This window comes from Streptomyces sp. NRRL F-2580 (genome assembly GCF_000720115.1).
Classification (GTDB): Bacteria; Actinomycetota; Actinomycetes; order Streptomycetales; family Streptomycetaceae; genus Streptomyces.
In genome coordinates, this window is sequence record NZ_JOIR01000025.1 from 66,165 (window position 1) to 85,326 (window position 19,162).

The following is a 19,162-nucleotide window of genomic DNA, read 5'->3' on the forward strand; positions in this document are numbered from 1 at the left end:
GCGTACGCGCGAACGGGCCCCGGCAGCCGCACCGGCCGCCGGGGCCCGTTCGCATCTCGTTCGTGTCCCGCCGGTCAGGCCAGGTCGGCGGCCTCGATCTCCTCACGGGTGATCCCGAGCAGGTACAGCACCGCGTCCAGGAAGGGCACGTTCACCGCCGTGTGCGCGGCCTCGCGGACCACCGGCTTGGCGTTGAAGGCCACGCCCAGCCCGGCCGCGTTCAGCATGTCCAGGTCGTTGGCCCCGTCACCGATCGCCACCGTCTGTGACAGCGGTACGTCGGCCTCCGCGGCGAAGCGGCGCAGCAGCCGGGCCTTGCCCGCCCGGTCCACGATCTCGCCGGTGACCTTGCCCGTCAGCTTCCCGTCGACGATCTCCAGCGTGTTGGCGGAGGCGAAGTCCAGCCCCAGCCGCTCCCGCAGGTCGTCCGTGACCTGCGTGAACCCGCCGGAGACCACACCCACCTGGTAGCCGAGCCGCTTGAGCGTACGGATCAGGGTCCGCGCGCCCGGCGTCAGCTGCACCTCGGCGCGGACCTTGTCCACGACGGAGGCGTCCAGACCCGCCAGCAGCGCCACCCGGGCGTGCAGCGACTGCTCGAAGTCCAGCTCGCCGCGCATGGCCCGCTCGGTGACCTCGGCGACCTCGGCCTCGCACCCGGCGTGCGCGGCGAACAGCTCGATGACCTCGTCCTGGATCAGGGTGGAGTCGACGTCCATGACGACGAGGCGCTGGGCCCGGCGGTGCAGCCCGGCCGAGACCACGGCCACGTCCACGCCGATGTGCGCGGAGGCGGTGGCCAGGGCGGTGCGCAGCGGCTCGGTCTCGACGCCGGAGACGGCGAACTCCACCGCCGTCACCGGATACTTGGCGAGGCGGAAGATACGGTCGATGTTGCCGCCGGTCTCGGTGATCCGGGCGGCGATGGCGGCCGTGGACTCGGCGGTGAGCGGGTGCCCGAGGACGGTGACATGGGAGCGGCCGCTGCCGCGCGGCCGGTTGTCACCGGTACCGGAGAGGATCTCGGCCTGCATCTTGAGGGACTCGGCCCAGCTGTGGACGGTGGCCCGCAGGTCGCCTTCGGCGCCGCCGGCGGGCTGGGTGACGAGGGCGCACAGGACGATGCGGCCACGGGTGACGACCTGCTCGATGTCGACGACATCGACGGAATAGGCGGCGAGGGTGTCGAACAGCCCGGCGGTGATCCCGGGACGGTCCTTGCCGAAGATCTTGACGAGGAGGGTGGGGACGTCGGAGGTCTGCGATGCGCTCATGGTGCCCTCACCGTATCTTCCCCACCCCCGGCCCAGGACCCCCGTCCCACGTCTTGAACGGTCGCGCCGGGGCTCCGCTTCCAGCCCCGCCGGCGTTTGAGGCGCGGGGTCCGGGGCGGAGTCCCGGGTCTTTGAGCCGCGGGTCCGGGCGGCGCCCGGGGAAACGGCGAAAGGGCGGGGCGGGGAGAGGCTCCGCGCAGCGCCCCCGGCCCCACCTCACCGCGGCGGCGCCGGAGGCTTGGGCGGGGGCGGCGCTCCCGGCGGGGGAGGCGGGGTGAAGGGCTCCCGGCGCGGCGGCTTCGGCGGCCTGGGAGACCACGGCGGGATGCCGGTCACCGTCACGTCCCACGAGCCGTCCGCCTCCCCGCCCACCTCGGGCCGCAGGCCACGCGCGGGCCCGCCGAACGGCACGGCCCCGGGATACGCGGCCGTCGGCGCCTCCGGGGCGGGCCACCCCGGGGCGGGCCACCCCGGGGCGGGGTCCGGGCGGGCTCCCCGCCGCCGCGGGGCCGGCAGCGCACCGACCGCCCCCGCCACCGCCCCCCACACCGCACCCAGCGCAAGCGCCGGCGCAAGAGCCCCCCGCAGCTCCACCCCCGCATCCACCGCGTCCACCCCCACCGCCGCCAACGAGGCATCCGCCGAGAGCCCCGTCAGCCACACCAGCCCCGCCAGAGCCACCGCCGTCACCGCCGACATCCGCACCGCACACCCGAGCACCCCGCGCCCGGGCCCGGGTCCGCGCCCGCGCCCGGGAGTCCGTACGGCTGCCAGCACGCCCGCGTAGAGCAGCAGCAGCCCCACCCCCGCGACCAGCAGCCAGACCCGCCCGTCGTACTCCGCGAGGCGCGCCACCGTCACCGGCTCCCGCGCGGACACCGCCAGCAGGTCGTCCAGCGGATCGGGCAGCAGCCGCGCCGCCTCCCCCTCGGCGCGGCCGCGCACCGGAACGAACAGCCCCAGCAGCACGCCCAGCCAGCTCCCGTTCGGCGCCCCCAGCAGCGCGGCCCCCACCACCCGCCCCGGACGGCCGTCGCCCAGCGCCGCCCACACCGCCGCGGCCAGCCCGGCCGCCACCGCGACCAGCAGCATCGTCAGCACCGCCGAGGCGGCCGGGCGGATCCGGGCGAGCGCGGCCGGCCCGCGCCGCGAGACCAGCAGGGTCACCATCAGTACGGCGAGCGCCCAGGCCCCCGCGCCCAGCAGCGTCGGCCACGTCTCCACCGAGAAACCGACCCGGGTCCGTGTCTCGATCAGGTCCCCGACGCGGTCCGGGAGCAGCCCGCCGATGTCCCCGATCCCCGGGATCCCCACCTTCGCCGGGGTCCTCGGCAGCTCCGTCCCGTCGAGGGTGACCACGTCGTGCCCGGCCCACGCCAGCCCGCCCGCCGTCGCGACGAACAGCGCCGTAAGCACGAGGACCCGGGCGGCCGTCTCGCCGGGCCCGGCCCCGGCCCGGAGCGAGCGCGCGAACAGGCAGCCCAGGACCAGGGCCCCGGCCAGGGTCACCCCCAAGGGCATGACGTCCAGGGAGGTTTCGGCACCCGCCCCGACGACCCCGAAGGCCGACACGTCACCCGAGGGGGTCACGGTGCCGCCGACCGCGAGGACCACCACGGCGGCCGTCATCGCACCGAGGGACCCTCCCGCGGCGTCGGCGCCCAGCAGGCGCAGCCCCAACGCGGCCACCCCCGCCATCACGATCAGGGACCAGCCCACGGCGGCGACCGCGGACACGAGCACGTCTCCCCAACGAATGCGGCGCATACGGTGAACCCCCGATGCCTACCGAGCGGTACGCGAGGGGACCCCCGGGCGAGAAGTCCCGTATCTCACTCTCCGGGTGACTTTCGACCCCGTCAACGGGCAGTCGTAGACGCCCCGGCAAGGCCCGGATTCCACATACGGCTGCGGGCCTGAAATAGTTCCCCCGGATGTTCGCCATCCCTAGACTCCCTGACGTCATGGGGGATTCTCGGGGGACTTAAGTGGGGCTGGAGTGCCGGAACTCGTACTGGAATTGAATGGAAGGACCTGGACGCTCGATCCGTCCAGGTCGTACTCGCTGGGGCGCGACCCCCAGGGAGACGTGGTGATCGACGACGCCCGGGTGTCGTGGCGGCATGCCACCATCGCCTGGAACGGCCAGAGTTGGGGCATCGAGGACCATGGCAGCACCAACGGCACCTACGTGCACGGGGCGCGGGTCCAGCAGACCCAGCTCGTCCCCGGCACGCCGGTCCACCTCGGCAACGCGACCGACGGCCCGCGGCTGAACCTGAGCGCCGCCGCCGCGCCGCAGCCGGCCGTGGCCCAGCAGGCGCCGGCGCAGCAGGCCCAGGCGTACGCCCAGCCGCAGGCCCCGGCGTACCAGGCCCCGCAGCAGCAGCCCCAGCAGGCCTGGGAACAGCAGCAGGCGCAGTACCAACAGCAGCCGCAGGCACACCTCCCGCACCAGCAGGGCGGCGCCGCCGCGCCCCGCCCGGCGCAGGGCGGGGCACCGGCCTACGGCGACCGCAGTCCGACGACGTTCCACCAGCTCTCGCTGGGCCACGTCATGCGGATCGGCCGTGCGCTGGAGAACGAGCTGGTGGTCTCCGACCTCCAGGTCTCGCGCCACCACGCCGAGTTCCGCTCGATGCCCGGCGGCCGGTTCGAGATCCACGACCTCGGCAGCCACAACGGCACCTACGTCAACGGCCAGGCGCTGGCGAAGTCCGGCACCGCGCTGCTCGGCCCGAACGACATCGTCGGCGTCGGCCACTCGACGTTCCGGATCGTCGGCGACCGCCTGGAGGAGTTCGTCGACACCGGCGAGGTCTCCTTCTCGGCCCGCCACCTCACGGTCACCGTCGACGGCGGCAAGCAGATCCTCAAGGACGTCACCTTCGGTGTCCCGGAGAAGTCGCTGATCGGCGTCATCGGCCCCTCCGGCTCCGGCAAGTCCACCCTGCTCAAGGCGCTGACCGGTTACCGGCCCGCCGACCAGGGCGACGTCCTCTACGACAACCGCAACCTGTACAAGCAGTTCGCGGAGCTCCGCCAGCGCATCGGCCTGGTCCCGCAGGACGACATCCTGCACAAGGAGCTGAAGGTCAGCACCGCGCTCAAGTACGCGGCCAAGCTCCGCTTCCCCGGCGACACCGCCGAGTCCGAGCGGGCCGCCCGCATCGACGAGGTGCTGCGCGAGCTCAAGCTCGACATCCACAAGGACAAGAAGATCACCGCGCTCTCCGGTGGTCAGCGCAAGCGCGTGTCCGTGGCCCTGGAGCTGCTCACCAAGCCCTCGCTGATCTTCCTGGACGAGCCGACCTCCGGCCTCGACCCGGGCATGGACCGCGACGTCATGCAGCTGCTGCGCGGCCTCGCCGACGACGGCCGCACGGTCCTCGTCGTCACGCACTCGGTCGCCGAGCTGGCCATCTGCGACAAGCTGCTGGTCATGGCCCCCGGCGGCTCGGTCGCGTACTTCGGCCCGCCGGACGAGGCGCTGAACTTCTTCGGCTACACCACGTGGGCGGACGTCTTCTCGGCCTTCGAGAACTACCGCGACTACGACTGGGCCGGCCGCTGGAAGGGCTCGCAGCACTACCAGCTGTACGCCGCCGACATCGACGCGATCGCCCCGCAGTCCGTCGCGATGCCCTCGCCGCAGCAGATGAGGCCGCCCAAGCCGCAGGGCTGGGGCTCGCAGCTGTGGACGCTGATCCGCCGCTACGTCTCGGTGATCGCCTCCGACAAGGGCTTCATCGGCCTGATGCTGATCCTGCCCGCCGTCCTCGGCGTGGTCTCCACGGTCATCCCCGCGACCTTCGGCCTCGCCCCGCCGACGCCGCCGTCCCAGTTCAACGGCGACGCCGGCACGATCATGCTGATCCTCGCGGTCGGCATGTGCTTCTCGGGCGCGGCCAACTCGGTCCGAGAGCTGATCAAGGAACGCGTCATCTACGAGCGTGAGCGCGCGACGGGCCTGTCCCGGTCGGCGTACCTCATGTCGAAGGTGATCGTCCTCGGCGTCATCACGGCCATCCAGGGCGTGATCATCTGCGGGATCGGCTTCTTCCCGCGCGACCTGCCCGCCGAGGGCCTGCTGATGCCGCCGGCCGTCGAGCTCTGCCTGTCGGTCATCGCGCTCGGCTTCACCTCGATGATGTTCGGCCTCGTGATCTCCTCGCTGGTGAAGACCGCCGAGAAGACCATGCCGCTGCTGGTCATGTTCGCGATCGTCCAGGTCGTCTTCACCGGCATCCTCTTCCAGGTCTACGACTCCCCGGGCCTGGAGCAGTTCGCCTGGCTGATGCCGTCCCGCTGGGCCGTCGCCGCCGCCGGCACCACGCTGAACCTCGGCAAGCTCATGCCGCCGTGGGACCGCGACAACCCGACCAACACCGACCCGCTCTGGGACGCCACGGTCGGCCAGTGGAGCCTGAACATCACCGTTCTGCTGCTCCTCGGCATCGCCTGCGGCTTCCTGGTGCAGCGCCTGCTGCGCCGCCACGAGCCCGAGGTCATGCGCGCGGGCAAGTAGTCCGCGGCAGGGCCCGTACGCGGAACCCGTACGCAGGGCCGTACGCGGAACCCGCACGCGGGACCTCACGCACGAAACGCCTCAGGGCGGCACCCGGAAGTCCGGGTGCCGCCCTGAGGCGCGTGGGGGAGCTGCGGGTGACGCCAGTGGCCTAGTAGGCGCTGTTGACGTTGTCCATCGAGCCGTAGCGGTCGGCCGCGTAGTTGCAGGCGGCGACGATGTTGGCGACCGGGTCGTACTGGTCGAACTTGGTGCCCTTGACGTGGTACGCCTTGAAGGTCGGGTAGATGACCTGGAGCAGACCCTTGCTGGGGATGCCGTTCTGGGCGTTGATGTCCCAGTTGTTGATCGCCATCGGGTTACCGCTGGACTCGCGCATGATGTTCTTGTGGATTCCGGCGTAGGTGCCCGGAATGCCCTCCTTCTTCATGATGAAGAGGGCTTCCTTGATCCAGCCGTCCAGGTTGTTCGCGAAGACCGGGGTGCGGGCGGCGGACCGGCTGGCGGCGGCCTTGTCCTCGCGGGCCTTCTTCGCGGCGGCCTCGGCCTTGGCCTTGGCTTCGGCGTCGGCCTTGGCCTTCGCCTTCGCCTTGGCGGCGGCGGCCTTGGCGTTGGCGTCGGCGATGACCTGCTGCGCGGAGAGGTGCCCGTGCATTGCCTTCGTCTGCGTCCCGTTGACGGCCTGGGCCCAGGCGACGGGAGCGGCGGAGACCACCGTCTCGGCCTCGGCGGCGTCGGCCGGGACGAGGGAGAAGGCGAGCGCGGCGGCGCTGAACGTGGCGACGCCGGCAATGGACAGCTTGTGTGCCTTCGTCAGACGACTGTGACCGGGAGTGCTGGAAGCAGACATGGCGGGGCAACCTCTTCGAATCGCGGGAGCCGCAGGAAAGCGCCACGAGGATCCGGGATCCGTCGCGGCGCTGTGCGACGAGGGCAATTCTTAGCGGTGGCAAAAACCTGTGGCAAAGGTGTGACGTACGATCCGGCTTAGTGGATCAGGGGCGGGCGCCGAGGCCGCAATTCGGGCCCCGGCGCTACGCCCGCCCGCACTGACAGGACCTTTACCTGTCCACTAGGCAGCTTCGTAAGTGATGTGCGTCCTATGTGCGGGCTCACATCGGGCACGTAACGGTCTCACCGTGCGTTGCTGAAGCAATTCAAACCGTCACGGTTCTCATCCTTGAGTAGCAGATGGACGTCCCCGAACTCGTGCCAGAGGCAGAGCCGGGCCATCGCCTCGGCATACCCGAGCCGTACGGCGGCCCGCCCCGCGACCGCCTCCAGCATCAGAAGATGGGACGCCTCCGGCTCGTGCAGCCCGGTCAGCAGCCCGTCCACCACGCGCACCCCCCGCTCCGGCGTCACCACCAGATCGGTCCACCCGCCGGCCGGGCGCACCAGCCCGCGGTCGTCCGCGGCCGACTCCAGGGCCCGTACCGCCGTGGTCCCCACCGCGATCACCCGCCCCCCGCTGGCCCTCGCGGCGTTCACCAGCCACGCCGTGGTCGCCGGCACCTCGTACCGCTCCGGATACGGCGGCTCGTGCGCCTCCTGCGAGGCCACCCCCGTGTGCAGGGTCAGCGGCGCGAACTGCACTCCCCGACTCACCAGCCGCGCCACCAGCTCCGCGGTGAAGGGCCGCCCCGCACTCGGCATCTCCGCCGAGCCCGAGCCGTCGGCCGCCGGCACCGCGAACACCGTCTGGTAGGCGGACAGCGGCTGGTCCCGCTCCGTGTAGGCGTAGCGGATCGGCCGCCCGTACGCCCGCAGCAGCGCCGGTACGTCCGCTTCCTGTCCGGCCGGCACGGGCCGCGCCCACCACAGCCGGTCCGCTCCCGCCGCGAGCGGCTCCTCCAGTACGAGCGCCAGCCCGCCCGGCAGCTCCACCACGGCCCCCGCGGGGCCCCCGGCGTGCGGGCGGGTCGTCCCCCCGCCCGCCGGGCCGCGCAGCTCCACCGCCCAGCGGCCGTCGTCGCCTCGGGTCGAGAAGTGCACCACCAGGTCCTCGCCGCCGAGCCGGGCGTCCACGGCGGCCGCCAGCGTCGTCGACGTGTTCACCACGAGCACGTCCCCGGCCCGCAGCAGGTGCGGCAGCTCCCGGAAGGCGCGCAGCGACACCTCTTCACCGCCCCCGGACACCAGCAGCCGCACGGCGTCCCGCCCGAGCCCCGGCCCCCGCTGCTCGGCCGGAACCCGGGCCAGCAGCTCCGGCGGAATGTCCGGTATACACAGTCCCCTCTCCGGAGGCGCCGCCCGCCCGCTCACCGCGCGACCCCCGCGTCCGCCGGATCGCCCGCCGCGCGCCGCCCAGGATCGTCCGCAGTGCCCCGCGCCGGATCGCCCGCTGTGCCGTCCACCGCGTGCCGCGCCGGATCGTCCGCTGTGCCGTCCGCCGCGTGCCGCGCCGGATCGCCCGCTGTGCCGTCCGCCGTGCCTCCCGTCGGGGCGCCCGACGGGCCGCCGCGCTCCGTGTCCGGCCCGCCGTCCCTCCCCGCCCCCTCGGACGCCCGGCCCGCCGCCAGGCGCTCCGCCGTGTACCGCCCGCTCGGCAGCGCCTCCGCCACCAGCCGCAGCAGCGCCGGCGCCACCTCCTCCGGCGTCGGCAGCCCCGCCAGGTCCTCCCAGGGCTCGGCCGCCGCCATCATCCGCGTCCGCATCGAGCCCGGGTCCGCCCACCACACCCGCACGCCCGGCTCCTCCACCGCCAGCACGCCCGACAGCAGGTCCCCCGCCGCCTTGGTCGCCCCGTACGCCCCCCACGTCGCGTACGCCACCACCGCCGCGTCCGAGCTGATGTTCAGCACCGCCCCGGCCTCCGCGGCCCGCAGCAGCGGCAGCCCCTCCTGGACCAGCCCCAGCGCCCCCACCACATTGACCTCGAAGGCCTCGCGCAGGCCGTCCAGCGGGTGGACCGCCAGCGGCACCAGCGGCTCCGCCCCCAGCACCCCCGCGTTGTTCACCAGCAGGTCCAGCCCGCCCAACTCCCGCGCCGCCGCCACCAGCGCCGCCCGGTGCGCCCCCGAGGACACGTCCCCGGCCACCGGCACCACCCGCACCCCCGAGGCACGGGCCCGCGCCGCCGTGTCCTCCAGCGCCGCCGCCCCCCGCGCACTCAGCACCAGGTCCCAGCCCCGCGCCGCCAGCTCCCCGGCCAGCGCCCGGCCCAGCCCCCTGGACGCCCCCGTCACGATCGCCACCGACATGACAGCTCCCTCACCCTCGCGTTCCGATCGGCGTTCCGATCAGCAGATGACCCCAACCTAGGAAGGGCCCGACGGGCGCCGCGTCGGCCGCGGGCCCCACCCGTACAGGTCCCTTGGACCTACGTCCACCGGGGGATGCCCCGGTCCGATCCCGCAGGTCAGGCCCGCGGGTACGGTGAGGCCATGACCGCAAGCCCCCTGCAGGGCGGACCCCGCAGCGGCCTGGCCGCCGTGAGCACCGCACTGCTCGCCATGAGCCGCCGCCTGGAGGTCCGTGACGTCCTGCGCACGATCGTCGTCTCGGCCCGCGAGCTCCTGGACGCCGAGTACGCGGCCCTGGGCGTCCCGGACGACCACGGGGGCTTCGCCCAGTTCGTCGTGGACGGCATCACCGCGGAGCAGTGGCGCCGCATCGGCCCGCTGCCCCGCCAGCACGGCATCCTCGCCGCGATGCTCCACGAGGACGACCCCCAGCGGCTGGCCGACGTACGCGAGGACCCGCGCTTCGAGGGCTGGCCCGCCGCCCACCCCGACATGTCCGACTTCCTCGGCATGCCCGTCCGGGACGGCGAGGAGACCCTCGCCGCGATCTTCCTCGCGAACAAGCGGAGCGCCCCGGGGGATCCGCGCGGCTTCACCGACGAGGACCAGGAGCTCCTCTCCCTCCTCGCCCAGCACGCGGCCATCGCCCTCACCAATGCCCGCCTCTACGAGCGCAGCCGCGAGCTCACCATCGCCGAGGAGCGCTCCCGGCTCGCCCACGAGCTGCACGACGCCGTCAGCCAGAAGCTCTTCTCGCTCCGCCTCACCGCCCAGGCCGCCGCCGCCCTCGTCGACCGCGACCCGGCCCGCGCCAAGGACGAGCTCCAGCAGGTGGCCGCCCTCGCGGCGGAGGCCGCGGACGAACTGCGGGCCGCCGTGACCGAGCTCCGCCCCGCCGCACTGGACGAGGACGGACTGGTCGCCACCCTGCGCACGCACGTCCACGTACTCGACCGGGCCCACACCGCGCACGTCACCTTCACGTGTGACGGCGTACGGGCCCTCCCCGCGACCCAGGAGGAAGCGGTCCTGCGCGTCGCCCAGGAGGCCCTCCACAACGCCCTGCGCCACTCGGGCGCCGACCGCGTCGAGGTGGCCCTCACCCGGACCCCCGCCGGCGGCGCGGTCCTCAAGGTCGTCGACTCCGGCAAGGGGTTCGACCCCCGGTTCGTCCGCCGGGCGGGCCGCCACCTGGGCCTGGTCTCCATGCGGGACCGCGCGGACGGCGTCGGCGGCCGGCTCACCGTGCACTCGGAGCCCGGTCAGGGCACGACGATCGAGATGGAGGTACCCGGTGGCTGAGAACCCCGGCCGCGGCGGCAGCCGCGTTCGCGTACTGCTGGTCGACGACCATCAGGTGGTCCGGCGCGGCCTGCGCACCTTCCTGGAGGTCCAGGAGGACATCGAGGTGGTCGGCGAGGCCTCCGACGGCGAGGAGGGCATCGCCCGCGCCGAGGAGCTGCGGCCCGACGTGATCCTCATGGACATCAAGATGCCGGGCACCGACGGGATCGAGGCGCTGCGCAGGCTGGGCGAGCTGGCGAACCCGGCGCGGGTGCTGATCGTCACCAGTTTCACGGAGCAGCGGACCGTGGTCCCCGCGCTGCGGGCCGGCGCCGCGGGATACGTCTACAAGGACATCGACCCGGACGCCCTGGCCGGAGCCATCCGCTCCGTCCACGCGGGCCACGTGCTGCTCCAGCCGGAGGTGGCGGTGGCCCTGCTCTCCCAGGACGACCAGAGCCCGTCGGCGGGCCGGCCCGGCTCGCTGACCGACCGCGAGCGCGAGGTGCTCGGCCTGATCGCGGACGGCCGCTCCAACCGGGAGATCGCCCGGGCGCTGGTGCTGTCGGAGAAGACGGTCAAGACCCACGTCTCGAACATCCTGATGAAGTTGGACCTTTCGGATCGGACTCAGGCTGCATTGTGGGCGGTCAGGCACGGACTCGCCGAATAAGCGACATAAATCGGACCGTCTCGTTCCGGACTGAGATTCATACGGTCGGGTGTATGTCGCCCACATGGCGTATCCCCACATGCGGCGCGCCCGTTCTCCATGACGTGCCGCGGCGGCTGGTCGCGGCAGACGTACTGGAGGACGAGAACGTGAAGAACTTCAAGAAGGCCGCAGCCGTCACCATGATCGCGGGCGGCCTCGTGGCCGCCGGCGCCGGTGTCTCCTCGGCGCACGGCGGTGCGTCGGCGGAGGGCGGGGCCCTGAACTCGCCCGGCGTGGCCTCCGGGAACCTGCTCCAGGTCCCCGTCCACGTCCCCGTGAACGTGGTCGGCAACACGGTCAACGTGATCGGCCTGCTCAACGGCGCCTTCGGCAACACCGGAGTCAATTCTTGATGCGCACCTCGCGCTGCTCCGCAGGCTTCGGGCCGCTGCGCCGGGCCCATTCCTGACGCAGCCCTCGCACTGCTCCGCAGGCTTCGGGCCGCTGCGCCGGACTCCGTCCGTCGGCCGGCTCGGGCCCGCGTAGCAGCGCGCACGCACCACGGCCCCGCTTCCCCCCTCTCCCCGGGAAGCGGGGCCGCGGCGCATCTGTCGCACGGCCCGGCTTTCCCGCTCCGCCGCACCATCCAGCCCCTCCGGCGCCTGAGGAGCGGGGTGCGGGGCGGAGCCCCGTCATTTCAGCCTCGCCGGCGTTTGAGGCGTGGGGTCTGGGGCGGAGCCCCACGAGCCCCGGCGCAGCCGCCCCCGCCTAGCCCCCCTCGACGGCCGAGTTGTACGCCGCCACCAGCGCCCGCCGAGCCACCCGCTCCACCGGCCGCAACACCTCCGCCCGCGCCGCCATCTCCGAGGCGGCCACCGCACCCCCGTGCCCGTTCTCGTACGCCAGCGACACCATCAGGTCCACCCGCTGCGCCAGCGCCAGCACCCGCACCGCCCGCGCCGGATACCCCGGAGCCAGCGCGTCCCGCCCCGCCTCCGCCCGCGCCCGGTACGCCGACAGCGCCGCCTCCGCCACCGGCCCCGACCCGGCCACGTCCAGCCGGGTCAGCGCCACCGTGGCCTCGCGCAGCGCCTCCGCCAGCTCCCGCTCCGCTGTGCTCAGCGACGGCACGTCCGCCGGCGGTGCCTCCCGTACCGGCAGGCAGTGCCAGGTCACCGACACGTGCACGTCGCCCTCGGGCCCCACCTCGGCGACCTCGGGTACGAGCCCCAGCGCGGCCCCCGCACACACCACGGCCTCCTCGGCCTCCAGCGCCCGCGCGTTGAACTCCGGCGGCCCGCTCAGCCCCAGCGGGTGCCCCGGCGCCGGCAGCGCCACCCGCAGCCCCGTCACCCCCAGCGCCCGCAGCCGGCCGAGCGCCAGCGTGAGCCCCACGGGGCCCGTCTCACCCGGCAGCCCCTCCACCCGGTGCACGGCGTCCTCGCCCACGATCGACAACACGGCTTCGTCGGGCGAGACCAGACCGGCCAGCAGAGCGTTCCCCCAGGCGGCCAGCCGCCCTGAACGTGGTTCGAAAAGCATCCCCCCACTTTACGGATCGGACCCGGCACCGGGCCCCGGCCCCGGACCCCTCTCCGAGTGGCGTAGGTTTTCCCCTGGGGCTGCGTCTACCGGCGCACAGAGAACCGTGACTGCAAGGGGTGACAACACGCTCATGAGCGATGTTCTGGAGCTGGTGGACGTATCCGTGGTCCGCGAGGGCCGGGCTCTGGTGGACCAGGTCTCCTGGTCGGTGAAGGAGGGGGAACGCTGGGTGATCCTCGGCCCCAACGGCGCCGGCAAGACCACTCTGCTGAACCTCGCCTCCAGCTACCTCTTCCCCACCAAGGGGACCGCCACCATCCTCGGCGGCACCCTCGGCAAGCCCGGCACCGACGTGTTCGAGCTGCGCCCCCGCATCGGTGTCGCCGGCATCGCGATGGCCGACAAGCTGCCCAAGCGGCAGACCGTCCTGCAGACCGTGCTCACCGCCGCCTACGGCATGACGGCGACCTGGCAGGAGGAGTACGAGGAGATCGACGAGCAGCGCGCCCGCGCCTTCCTCGACCGCCTCGGCATGACCGAGTACCTCGACCGGAAGTTCGGCACCCTCTCCGAGGGCGAGCGCAAGCGCACGCTGATCGCCCGCGCCCTGATGACCGACCCGGAGCTGCTGCTCCTCGACGAGCCCGCCGCCGGCCTGGACCTCGGTGGCCGCGAGGACCTCGTACGCCGCCTCGGCCGGCTCGCCCGCGACCCGCTCGCCCCCTCCATGGTCATGGTCACGCACCACGTCGAGGAGATCGCCCCCGGCTTCACCCACGTCCTGATGATCCGTCAGGGCAAGGTCGTCACCGCGGGCCCGATCGACCTCGAACTGACTTCCCGCAACCTCTCCCTCTGCTTCGGCCTCCCCCTGGTCGTCGAGCGCAACGGGAGCGACCGCTGGACCGCCCAGGGCCTCCCCCTCGGTCAGTAACGGGCCCCCGCACCCTGTCCGGACCGCGCCCGCCGGACCTACCATGACCATGTGGACATCGACGCATGGGTGTGGTGGCTCATCGGCGCGGTCGGACTGGGCATCCCCCTGGTCCTGACGGCGATGCCGGAGTTCGGCATGTTCGCCGTCGGCGCCGTGGCGGCCGCCGTCACGGCGGCCCTCGGCGGGGGAGTGGTGGCACAGGTCCTGGTCTTCGTGATCGTGTCGGTCGCGCTCATCGCCGTCGTACGGTCCATCGCGAACCGGCACCGTGACCAGCGCCCCCAACACCGCAGCGGCATCGACGCGTTGAGGGGCAGATCCGCCGTCGTCCTCGAACGGGTGGACGGCAGCGGGGGACGCATCAAGCTCGCCGGCGAGATCTGGTCGGCGCGCACCCTCGACACGGACACCAGTTTCGAACCGGGCCAGTCCGTGGACGTCGTGGAGATCGACGGGGCGACCGCCGTCGTGATGTGACAAGCAGCCTGCTCGCAGCCCGCGGGTCTGCGAGACTCCGCTCAACGGGGCAGCACAGACAGCCGGAAGGGCACGGGGAACCGCATGCAACCGATCATCATCGTCCTGATCATTCTGGTGGTTCTGGTCTTCATCGCACTGGTCAAGACGATCCAGGTGATCCCGCAGGCCAGCGCCGCCATCGTCGAGCGGTTCGGCCGCTACACCCGCACGCTCAACGCGGGCCTCAACATCGTCGTCCCGTTCATCGACTCGATCCGCAACCGCATCGACCTCCGCGAACAGGTCGTCCCCTTCCCGCCGCAGCCGGTCATCACCCAGGACAACCTGGTCGTCAACATCGACACCGTCATCTACTACCAGGTGACCGACGCCCGGGCCGCGACGTACGAGGTGGCCAGTTACATCCAGGCCATCGAGCAGCTCACCGTCACCACGCTGCGCAACATCATCGGCGGCATGGACCTGGAGCGGACCCTCACCTCCCGCGAGGAGATCAACGCGGCCCTGCGCGGGGTCCTCGACGAGGCCACCGGCAAGTGGGGCATCCGCGTCAACCGCGTCGAGCTCAAGGCCATCGAGCCGCCGACCTCCATCCAGGACTCGATGGAGAAGCAGATGCGCGCCGACCGCGACAAGCGCGCCGCGATCCTCCAGGCCGAGGGTGTCCGGCAGTCCGAGATCCTGCGCGCCGAGGGTGAGAAGCAGTCCTCCATCCTCCGCGCCGAGGGTGACGCCAAGGCCGCCGCGCTGCGCGCCGAGGGTGAGGCCCAGGCCATCCGGACGGTGTTCGAGTCCATCCACGCCGGCGACGCCGACCAGAAGCTCCTCGCCTACCAGTACCTCCAGATGCTCCCGAAGATCGCCGAAGGCGATGCAAACAAGCTCTGGATCGTGCCGAGCGAGATCGGCGATGCCCTCAAGGGCCTCTCCGGCGCCATGGGCAACTTCGGCCCCATGGGCGGCGGTTCCGGCTTCAACCCGGGGAACACCGGCAAGGACGGCGGGGGCATCCCGGCCGCACGGGACAAGGACGGCGCGGACCGCCGCGAACAGCCCCCCATCGACTGACCAGCCACCCCCTTCCTGCATGATCAGTGAGGCCCCTCGACCTTCATGGCGGGGAGGCGACTCACTCATGCAAAGGGGATGGCACAGTCCATGTCCATCTGGGAATCCCTCGCGGTCCTCGCCGCCGGCATCGGCGCGGGCACGATCAACACCATCGTCGGCTCCGGCACCCTGATCACCTTCCCGGTGCTGCTCGCCACCGGCCTGCCGCCGATCACCGCCAACGTGTCCAACACCCTGGGCCTGGTACCCGGTTCGATCAGCGGAGCCATCGGCTACCGCAAGGAACTCCAGGGCCAGCGCGCCCGTATCGTGCGGCTCGGCGCCGTGTCCCTCGTCGGCGGCCTCGCGGGCGCGGTCCTGCTCCTCACCCTGCCGTCGGACTCCTTCGACACGATCGTGCCCGTCCTGATCGGACTCGCCCTCGTGCTCGTCGTCCTCCAGCCCCGGCTCGCCGCCGCCCTGCGCCGGCGTCAGGAAGCAGCCGGAGGCGACACGAGCCACCCCGACGGCGGCCCGGTCCTGCTCGGCGGCATGCTGCTCTCCAGCGCGTACGGAGGCTACTTCGGAGCCGCCCAAGGCGTGCTCTACCTCGGCCTGATGGGGCTGCTGCTCCGCGACGACCTCCAACGGATCAACGCCGTCAAGAACGTCCTCGCCGCCCTGGTGAACGGCGTTGCCGCCGTCGTCTTCCTCTTCGTCGCCGACTTCGACTGGACGGCCGTCCTCCTCATCGCCGTCGGCTCCACCATCGGCGGCCAGATCGGTGCCAAGGTCGGCCGCAAGCTCTCGCCGACCGTCCTGCGCGCGGTCATCGTGACGGTCGGCGTCATCGCCATCGTCCAGCTGATGCTCCGCTGAGCGACGTAGGAATGCTACGCCGCCCAGCGCACGCGACTACCGGGCGAGCGGGTATCCGACTAGGCGGAGCGCTCCAGCCACTCCGGCAGCGCCTCCCGCGCGCCCACCCCCAGGGCCAGCAGCATCGCGTCCGCCGGAGACGGCACGAAGGGCTTCCGGAGGAGCGGCATCCCCGCCTCCTCCGGAGTCCGGGCCGCCTTGCGGTGGTTGTCCTCGGCGCAGGACGCCACCGTGTTCAGCCAGGTGTCCCCACCCCCCTGGGCCCGCGGCAGCACGTGGTCCACGGTCGTCGCGCGTTTACCGCAGTACGCGCAACGGTGCTGGTCCCGGACCAGCACCCCCCTCCGTGACCAGGGAGCATGTCTTCGGAAGGGCACCCGGACGTACCTGCAGAGCCTGATCACCCGGGGCATCGGAAGATCCATGGTGGCCGCGCGCACACGCAGTTCGGGATGCGACTGTTCGACGACGGCCTTGTCCTGGAGAACCAGGACGACAGCCCGGTTCAGGGTCACCGTCGACAGCGGCTCGAAGCTCGCATTCAGCACCAGCGTGTCCCGCATCTCGCCCACCTCCCGTGTGCAGGCCCGCGACCACACCGGCGGCTGGGCCCGCAACCACTCTGGCCGCGCGCGCCACGCGGGACAACGCAATAAAAATGCCCGGTCCTGGCCTTCTTTAGACCAGGACCGGGCAAACGCTCGGAGAACGATCAGCGGGCGGGCGACTCGTACTCACCGATCAGCTGGGCCCGCCCGAGGGCGTGGAACCGCAGATGGAAACCGACGCTCGCCGGGGACGAGTCCTCGTCCGTACCGAGCTGCTCCCGGTCCACCGCGTACACGGTGAACACGTAACGGTGCCGCTCCCCGCGCGGCGGAGCCGCCCCGCCGAAGTCCCGCGTGCCGTAGTCGTTCCGCGCGTGCACGGCGCCCTCCGGCAGCCCCGGGAAGTCCCCGCTGCCCGCTCCGGCCGGCAGCTCCGTCACCGACACCGGCAGATCGAAGAGCACCCAGTGCCAGAACCCGCTGCCCGTGGGCGCGTCCGGGTCGAAGCAGGTCACGGCGAAGCTCTTCGTACCCTCGGGAAAGCCCTCCCACCGCAGCTGCGGCGAGATGTTCTTGCCCGTGAGGACCTGGGCCGCGTGCAGATCGGCTCCGTCGGTTACGTCCTCGCTGGTCACCGTGAAGGACGGCACCTCGGGGTGGAAGTCGTGCGGAAGGGGTGCCCTGCTCTGGTCTGACACTGCTGAACCTCCGGGAGGGGGAGACATCGGATCCGCGCCCGCGCACGGACGCGGTTCCGAGCCTAGAACCAGTTGCGCTGCGAACCGACGCCGGCGATCCACTGGTTCAGGTAAGCCGCCCAGTCGGTGTCCTGGTACGAGTGCAGACCCACCTGGAAGCAGCGGTACGTGTCGCTGCCCTCGCTGAACAGACCCGGCTTCTTGTCCATCTCCAGGACGACGTCCATCTCCCGGCCGTCCGAGACGAAGGTCAGCTCGACCTGGTTCAGCCCGCGGTACTGCGACGGCGGCAGGAACTCGATCTCCTGGTAGAAGGGAAGCGACTGCCGCGTCCCGCGGATGTGCCCGCGCTCCATGTCCGCGCTGCGGAAGGAGAAGCCGAGCTGACGGAAGGCGTCGAGGATCGCCTGCTGCGCCGGCACCGGGTGCACGTTGATCGGGTCGAGGTCACCCGCGTCCACCGCGCGCGCGATCTCCAGCTCGGTGCTCACCCCGATGTTCATCCCGTGCAGGTGCTGACCCCCGAAGTGGGTGATCGGCGTCTCCCAGGGGATCTCCAGCCCGAACGGCACCACGTGCAGCGCTCCGGCCTCCACCTTGAAGGCACCGCCGAGACGCTGCTTCGTGAAGACCACGTCCTGCTTGTACTCCTGGTCACCACCCTCGACCTCGACCCGCGCCTGCAGCCCGACGGACAGCCCCTCGATCTGCTGCTCCACGGATCCACCCTGGATCCGGACCTCGCCCTGGACGATGCCGCCCGGCACGACGTTCGGCTCGGTGATGATCGTGTCCACCGAGGCACCACCGGCACCCAGGCTCGCGAACAGCTTCCTGAACCCCATGCTCAAACTCCCTGATACGGATCTAAGGACTGGCGACTACGCCGCGCCCACCCCTTACCAACGCGGAACCTTAGGCCCCGGTTGCAGGAGAGCGCGTTCCGCTACGCTCGACCGGATGAGCGCGCGCCCCGACCGTACGCCCCTGCCCCGGTCCTTCTTCGACCGGCCGGTCCTCACCGTGGCCCCGGACCTCCTCGGCCGCACCCTGGTGCGCCGTACCCCGGACGGCCCCATCGAACTGCGCATCACGGAGGTGGAGGCGTACGAGGGGGAGTCCGACCCCGGCTCACACGCCTACCGCGGCCGCACCGCACGCAACGCGTCGATGTTCGGGCCGCCCGGACACGCGTACGTCTACTTCATCTACGGCATGTGGTTCAGCCTCAACCTGGTGTGCGGCCCACCGGACCACGCGAGCGGGGTCCTGATCCGTGCCGGAGAGATCACGACGGGCGCCGACCTCGCCGCCAAACGTCGGCTTTCAGCCAGAAACCCGAGAGAACTGGCCAAAGGGCCGGCCCGTCTGGCCACCGCGCTGGAGGTGGACCGTTCCCTCGACGGCACCGACCTGTGCGCCGGCCCCGATTCCCCCTTGTCCCTCCTCGCCGGCACCCCCACCTCGCCCGACCTGGTGAGCAGCGGGCCGCGCACGGGGGTCGGCGGAGCCGGCGCCGCTCACCCGTACCGGTTCTGGATAACCCACGACCCGACGGTGAGCCCGTACCGCGCCCACGCGCCACGCCGCCGCTCAACTTGACTCGGACCGACCACACGCCTAACGTAGCCCGAGCCGCTTGAACGGGGCACTGCCATCAGCAGACCCCCGGGGCGGCCAACCCACCACCTACGACTTACCCCTGGCGGGGTCCTATTCGGCATGCCCGAATTCCTTCGCCGGTCACTCGATTATGAATGGCAAGGGATAAGCGCTAACGTGGTGGAGCGCCGAAAGGCAAAGACCCCCAACGGTCACCGAATTCAAATCCAAGCCGACTGCTTCTTCCAAGAAGCAAGGCGCGGAAATGATCTGGTAGAGTTGGAAACGCAAGAACACAGAACGAAAGCCCGGAGGAAAGCCCCAGCGGATGTAGCTGCGGGTGAGTACAAAGGAAGCGTCCGTTCCTTGAGAACTCAACAGCGTGCCAAAAATCAACGCCAGAAGTTGATACCCCGTCCACTTCGGTGGATGAGGTT

General features: G+C 71.9%; 18 protein-coding genes and 1 pseudogene. 9 read left to right on the forward strand and 10 right to left on the reverse strand.

Annotated elements, in window-relative coordinates; translation table 11 throughout:
* Positions 1-74: 74 nt before the first annotated feature.
* The gene (gene serB / locus IF88_RS0125575; RefSeq protein ID WP_030717023.1) at positions 75-1,274 is read right to left on the reverse strand and encodes a phosphoserine phosphatase SerB; all 1,200 of its coding nucleotides are present in this window, start codon (positions 1,272-1,274) and stop codon (positions 75-77) included.
* 216 nt (positions 1,275-1,490) lie between these two features.
* A complete protein-coding gene (locus IF88_RS0125580; protein WP_030717026.1) occupies positions 1,491-3,041 on the reverse strand; it encodes a streptophobe family protein in 1,551 nt (516 codons plus the stop codon).
* A 232-nt stretch (positions 3,042-3,273) separates the two neighbouring features.
* Between IF88_RS0125580 and IF88_RS0125585 the strand changes: the two genes are divergently transcribed.
* Positions 3,274-5,802 (forward strand): FHA domain-containing protein, encoded by a 2,529-nt coding sequence (locus IF88_RS0125585; protein WP_078893136.1) that lies wholly within the window; start codon positions 3,274-3,276, stop codon positions 5,800-5,802.
* A gap of 151 nt (positions 5,803-5,953) precedes the next feature.
* Here the strand turns inward: IF88_RS0125585 and IF88_RS0125590 are convergent, their stop codons facing one another.
* The 3 genes and pseudogenes from IF88_RS0125590 to IF88_RS0125600 form a co-directional block, all read right to left on the reverse strand.
* On the reverse strand, positions 5,954-6,652 hold the full coding sequence (locus tag IF88_RS0125590; protein WP_030717033.1) for a transglycosylase SLT domain-containing protein: 699 nt from the start codon (positions 6,650-6,652) through the stop codon (positions 5,954-5,956).
* A gap of 284 nt (positions 6,653-6,936) precedes the next feature.
* Complete coding sequence (locus IF88_RS0125595; protein WP_051837535.1) at positions 6,937-8,067, reverse strand: S-adenosylmethionine:tRNA ribosyltransferase-isomerase; 1,131 nt, start codon at positions 8,065-8,067, stop codon at positions 6,937-6,939.
* Positions 8,068-8,309: 242 nt separating this feature from the next.
* Positions 8,310-9,005: pseudogene (locus IF88_RS0125600) on the reverse strand (SDR family NAD(P)-dependent oxidoreductase); the annotation flags it as partial.
* Between the two features lie 198 nt (positions 9,006-9,203).
* Between IF88_RS0125600 and IF88_RS0125605 the strand changes: the two are divergent.
* The 3 genes from IF88_RS0125605 to IF88_RS0125615 all read left to right on the forward strand — a co-directional run bounded on the left by IF88_RS0125605 (position 9,204) and on the right by IF88_RS0125615 (position 11,399).
* Positions 9,204-10,349, forward strand: coding sequence for a GAF domain-containing sensor histidine kinase (locus tag IF88_RS0125605; protein WP_107050636.1), 1,146 nt, complete (start codon positions 9,204-9,206; stop codon positions 10,347-10,349).
* Positions 10,342-11,004 carry a response regulator gene (locus tag IF88_RS0125610; protein ID WP_030717045.1) on the forward strand — a complete coding sequence of 221 codons (663 nt, stop codon included), beginning with the start codon at positions 10,342-10,344 and terminating at the stop codon, positions 11,002-11,004. Before IF88_RS0125605 ends, IF88_RS0125610 begins: the two co-directional genes overlap by 8 nt.
* A 149-nt stretch (positions 11,005-11,153) precedes the next feature.
* Complete coding sequence (locus IF88_RS0125615; RefSeq protein WP_030717048.1) at positions 11,154-11,399, forward strand: chaplin family protein; 246 nt, start codon at positions 11,154-11,156, stop codon at positions 11,397-11,399.
* A 355-nt stretch (positions 11,400-11,754) separates the two neighbouring features.
* Here IF88_RS0125615 and IF88_RS0125620 read toward each other — a convergent pair whose 3' ends face one another.
* The gene (locus tag IF88_RS0125620; RefSeq protein ID WP_030717051.1) at positions 11,755-12,528 is read right to left on the reverse strand and encodes a hypothetical protein; all 774 of its coding nucleotides are present in this window, start codon (positions 12,526-12,528) and stop codon (positions 11,755-11,757) included.
* Positions 12,529-12,661: 133 nt separating this feature from the next.
* Here IF88_RS0125620 and IF88_RS0125625 point away from each other — a divergent pair, with 133 nt between their 5' ends.
* From IF88_RS0125625 to IF88_RS0125640, 4 genes are all read left to right on the forward strand, one after another.
* On the forward strand, positions 12,662-13,465 hold the full coding sequence (locus tag IF88_RS0125625) for an ABC transporter ATP-binding protein (RefSeq protein ID WP_030717054.1): 804 nt from the start codon (positions 12,662-12,664) through the stop codon (positions 13,463-13,465).
* 51 nt (positions 13,466-13,516) lie between these two features.
* Complete coding sequence (locus IF88_RS0125630) at positions 13,517-13,945, forward strand: NfeD family protein (protein ID WP_030717055.1); 429 nt, start codon at positions 13,517-13,519, stop codon at positions 13,943-13,945.
* An 84-nt stretch (positions 13,946-14,029) separates the two neighbouring features.
* Entirely contained in the window at positions 14,030-15,016 is a 987-nt protein-coding gene (locus IF88_RS0125635; protein ID WP_030386458.1) for an SPFH domain-containing protein, read from the forward strand.
* A 90-nt stretch (positions 15,017-15,106) separates the two neighbouring features.
* Complete coding sequence (locus IF88_RS0125640; protein ID WP_030717059.1) at positions 15,107-15,877, forward strand: sulfite exporter TauE/SafE family protein; 771 nt, start codon at positions 15,107-15,109, stop codon at positions 15,875-15,877.
* 59 nt (positions 15,878-15,936) lie between these two features.
* Here the strand turns inward: IF88_RS0125640 and IF88_RS0125645 are convergent, their stop codons facing one another.
* The 3 genes from IF88_RS0125645 to IF88_RS0125655 form a co-directional block, all read right to left on the reverse strand.
* Positions 15,937-16,440, reverse strand: coding sequence for an HNH endonuclease (locus IF88_RS0125645; protein ID WP_030717062.1), 504 nt, complete (start codon positions 16,438-16,440; stop codon positions 15,937-15,939).
* A gap of 149 nt (positions 16,441-16,589) precedes the next feature.
* Entirely contained in the window at positions 16,590-17,123 is a 534-nt protein-coding gene (locus tag IF88_RS0125650) for a YbhB/YbcL family Raf kinase inhibitor-like protein (RefSeq protein ID WP_030717065.1), read from the reverse strand.
* Positions 17,124-17,185: 62 nt separating this feature from the next.
* The gene (locus tag IF88_RS0125655; RefSeq protein ID WP_030717068.1) at positions 17,186-17,968 is read right to left on the reverse strand and encodes a sporulation protein; all 783 of its coding nucleotides are present in this window, start codon (positions 17,966-17,968) and stop codon (positions 17,186-17,188) included.
* 115 nt (positions 17,969-18,083) lie between these two features.
* On the opposite strand from IF88_RS0125655, the gene IF88_RS0125660 reads away from it, so the two are divergent.
* A complete protein-coding gene (locus tag IF88_RS0125660; RefSeq protein WP_030717072.1) occupies positions 18,084-18,725 on the forward strand; it encodes a DNA-3-methyladenine glycosylase in 642 nt (213 codons plus the stop codon).
* Positions 18,726-18,866: 141 nt separating this feature from the next.
* Here the strand turns inward: IF88_RS0125660 and IF88_RS48210 are convergent.
* Positions 18,867-19,162, reverse strand: a 296-nt coding sequence (locus IF88_RS48210; protein WP_234323691.1) for a hypothetical protein, incomplete at its 5' end; no start/stop codon positions are given.

Coding starts and splice junctions, on each gene's coding strand:
- serB (WP_030717023.1), bottom strand. CDS start 1,274: ATGAGCGCATCGCAGACCTCCGACGTCCCCACCCTCCTCGTCAAGATC.
- IF88_RS0125580 (WP_030717026.1), bottom strand. CDS start 3,041: ATGCGCCGCATTCGTTGGGGAGACGTGCTCGTGTCCGCGGTCGCCGCC.
- IF88_RS0125590 (WP_030717033.1), bottom strand. CDS start 6,652: ATGTCTGCTTCCAGCACTCCCGGTCACAGTCGTCTGACGAAGGCACAC.
- IF88_RS0125620 (WP_030717051.1), bottom strand. CDS start 12,528: ATGCTTTTCGAACCACGTTCAGGGCGGCTGGCCGCCTGGGGGAACGCT.
- IF88_RS0125625 (WP_030717054.1), top strand. CDS start 12,662: ATGAGCGATGTTCTGGAGCTGGTGGACGTATCCGTGGTCCGCGAGGGC.
- IF88_RS0125635 (WP_030386458.1), top strand. CDS start 14,030: ATGCAACCGATCATCATCGTCCTGATCATTCTGGTGGTTCTGGTCTTC.
- IF88_RS0125640 (WP_030717059.1), top strand. CDS start 15,107: ATGTCCATCTGGGAATCCCTCGCGGTCCTCGCCGCCGGCATCGGCGCG.
- IF88_RS0125645 (WP_030717062.1), bottom strand. CDS start 16,440: ATGCGGGACACGCTGGTGCTGAATGCGAGCTTCGAGCCGCTGTCGACG.
- IF88_RS0125655 (WP_030717068.1), bottom strand. CDS start 17,968: ATGGGGTTCAGGAAGCTGTTCGCGAGCCTGGGTGCCGGTGGTGCCTCG.
- IF88_RS0125660 (WP_030717072.1), top strand. CDS start 18,084: ATGAGCGCGCGCCCCGACCGTACGCCCCTGCCCCGGTCCTTCTTCGAC.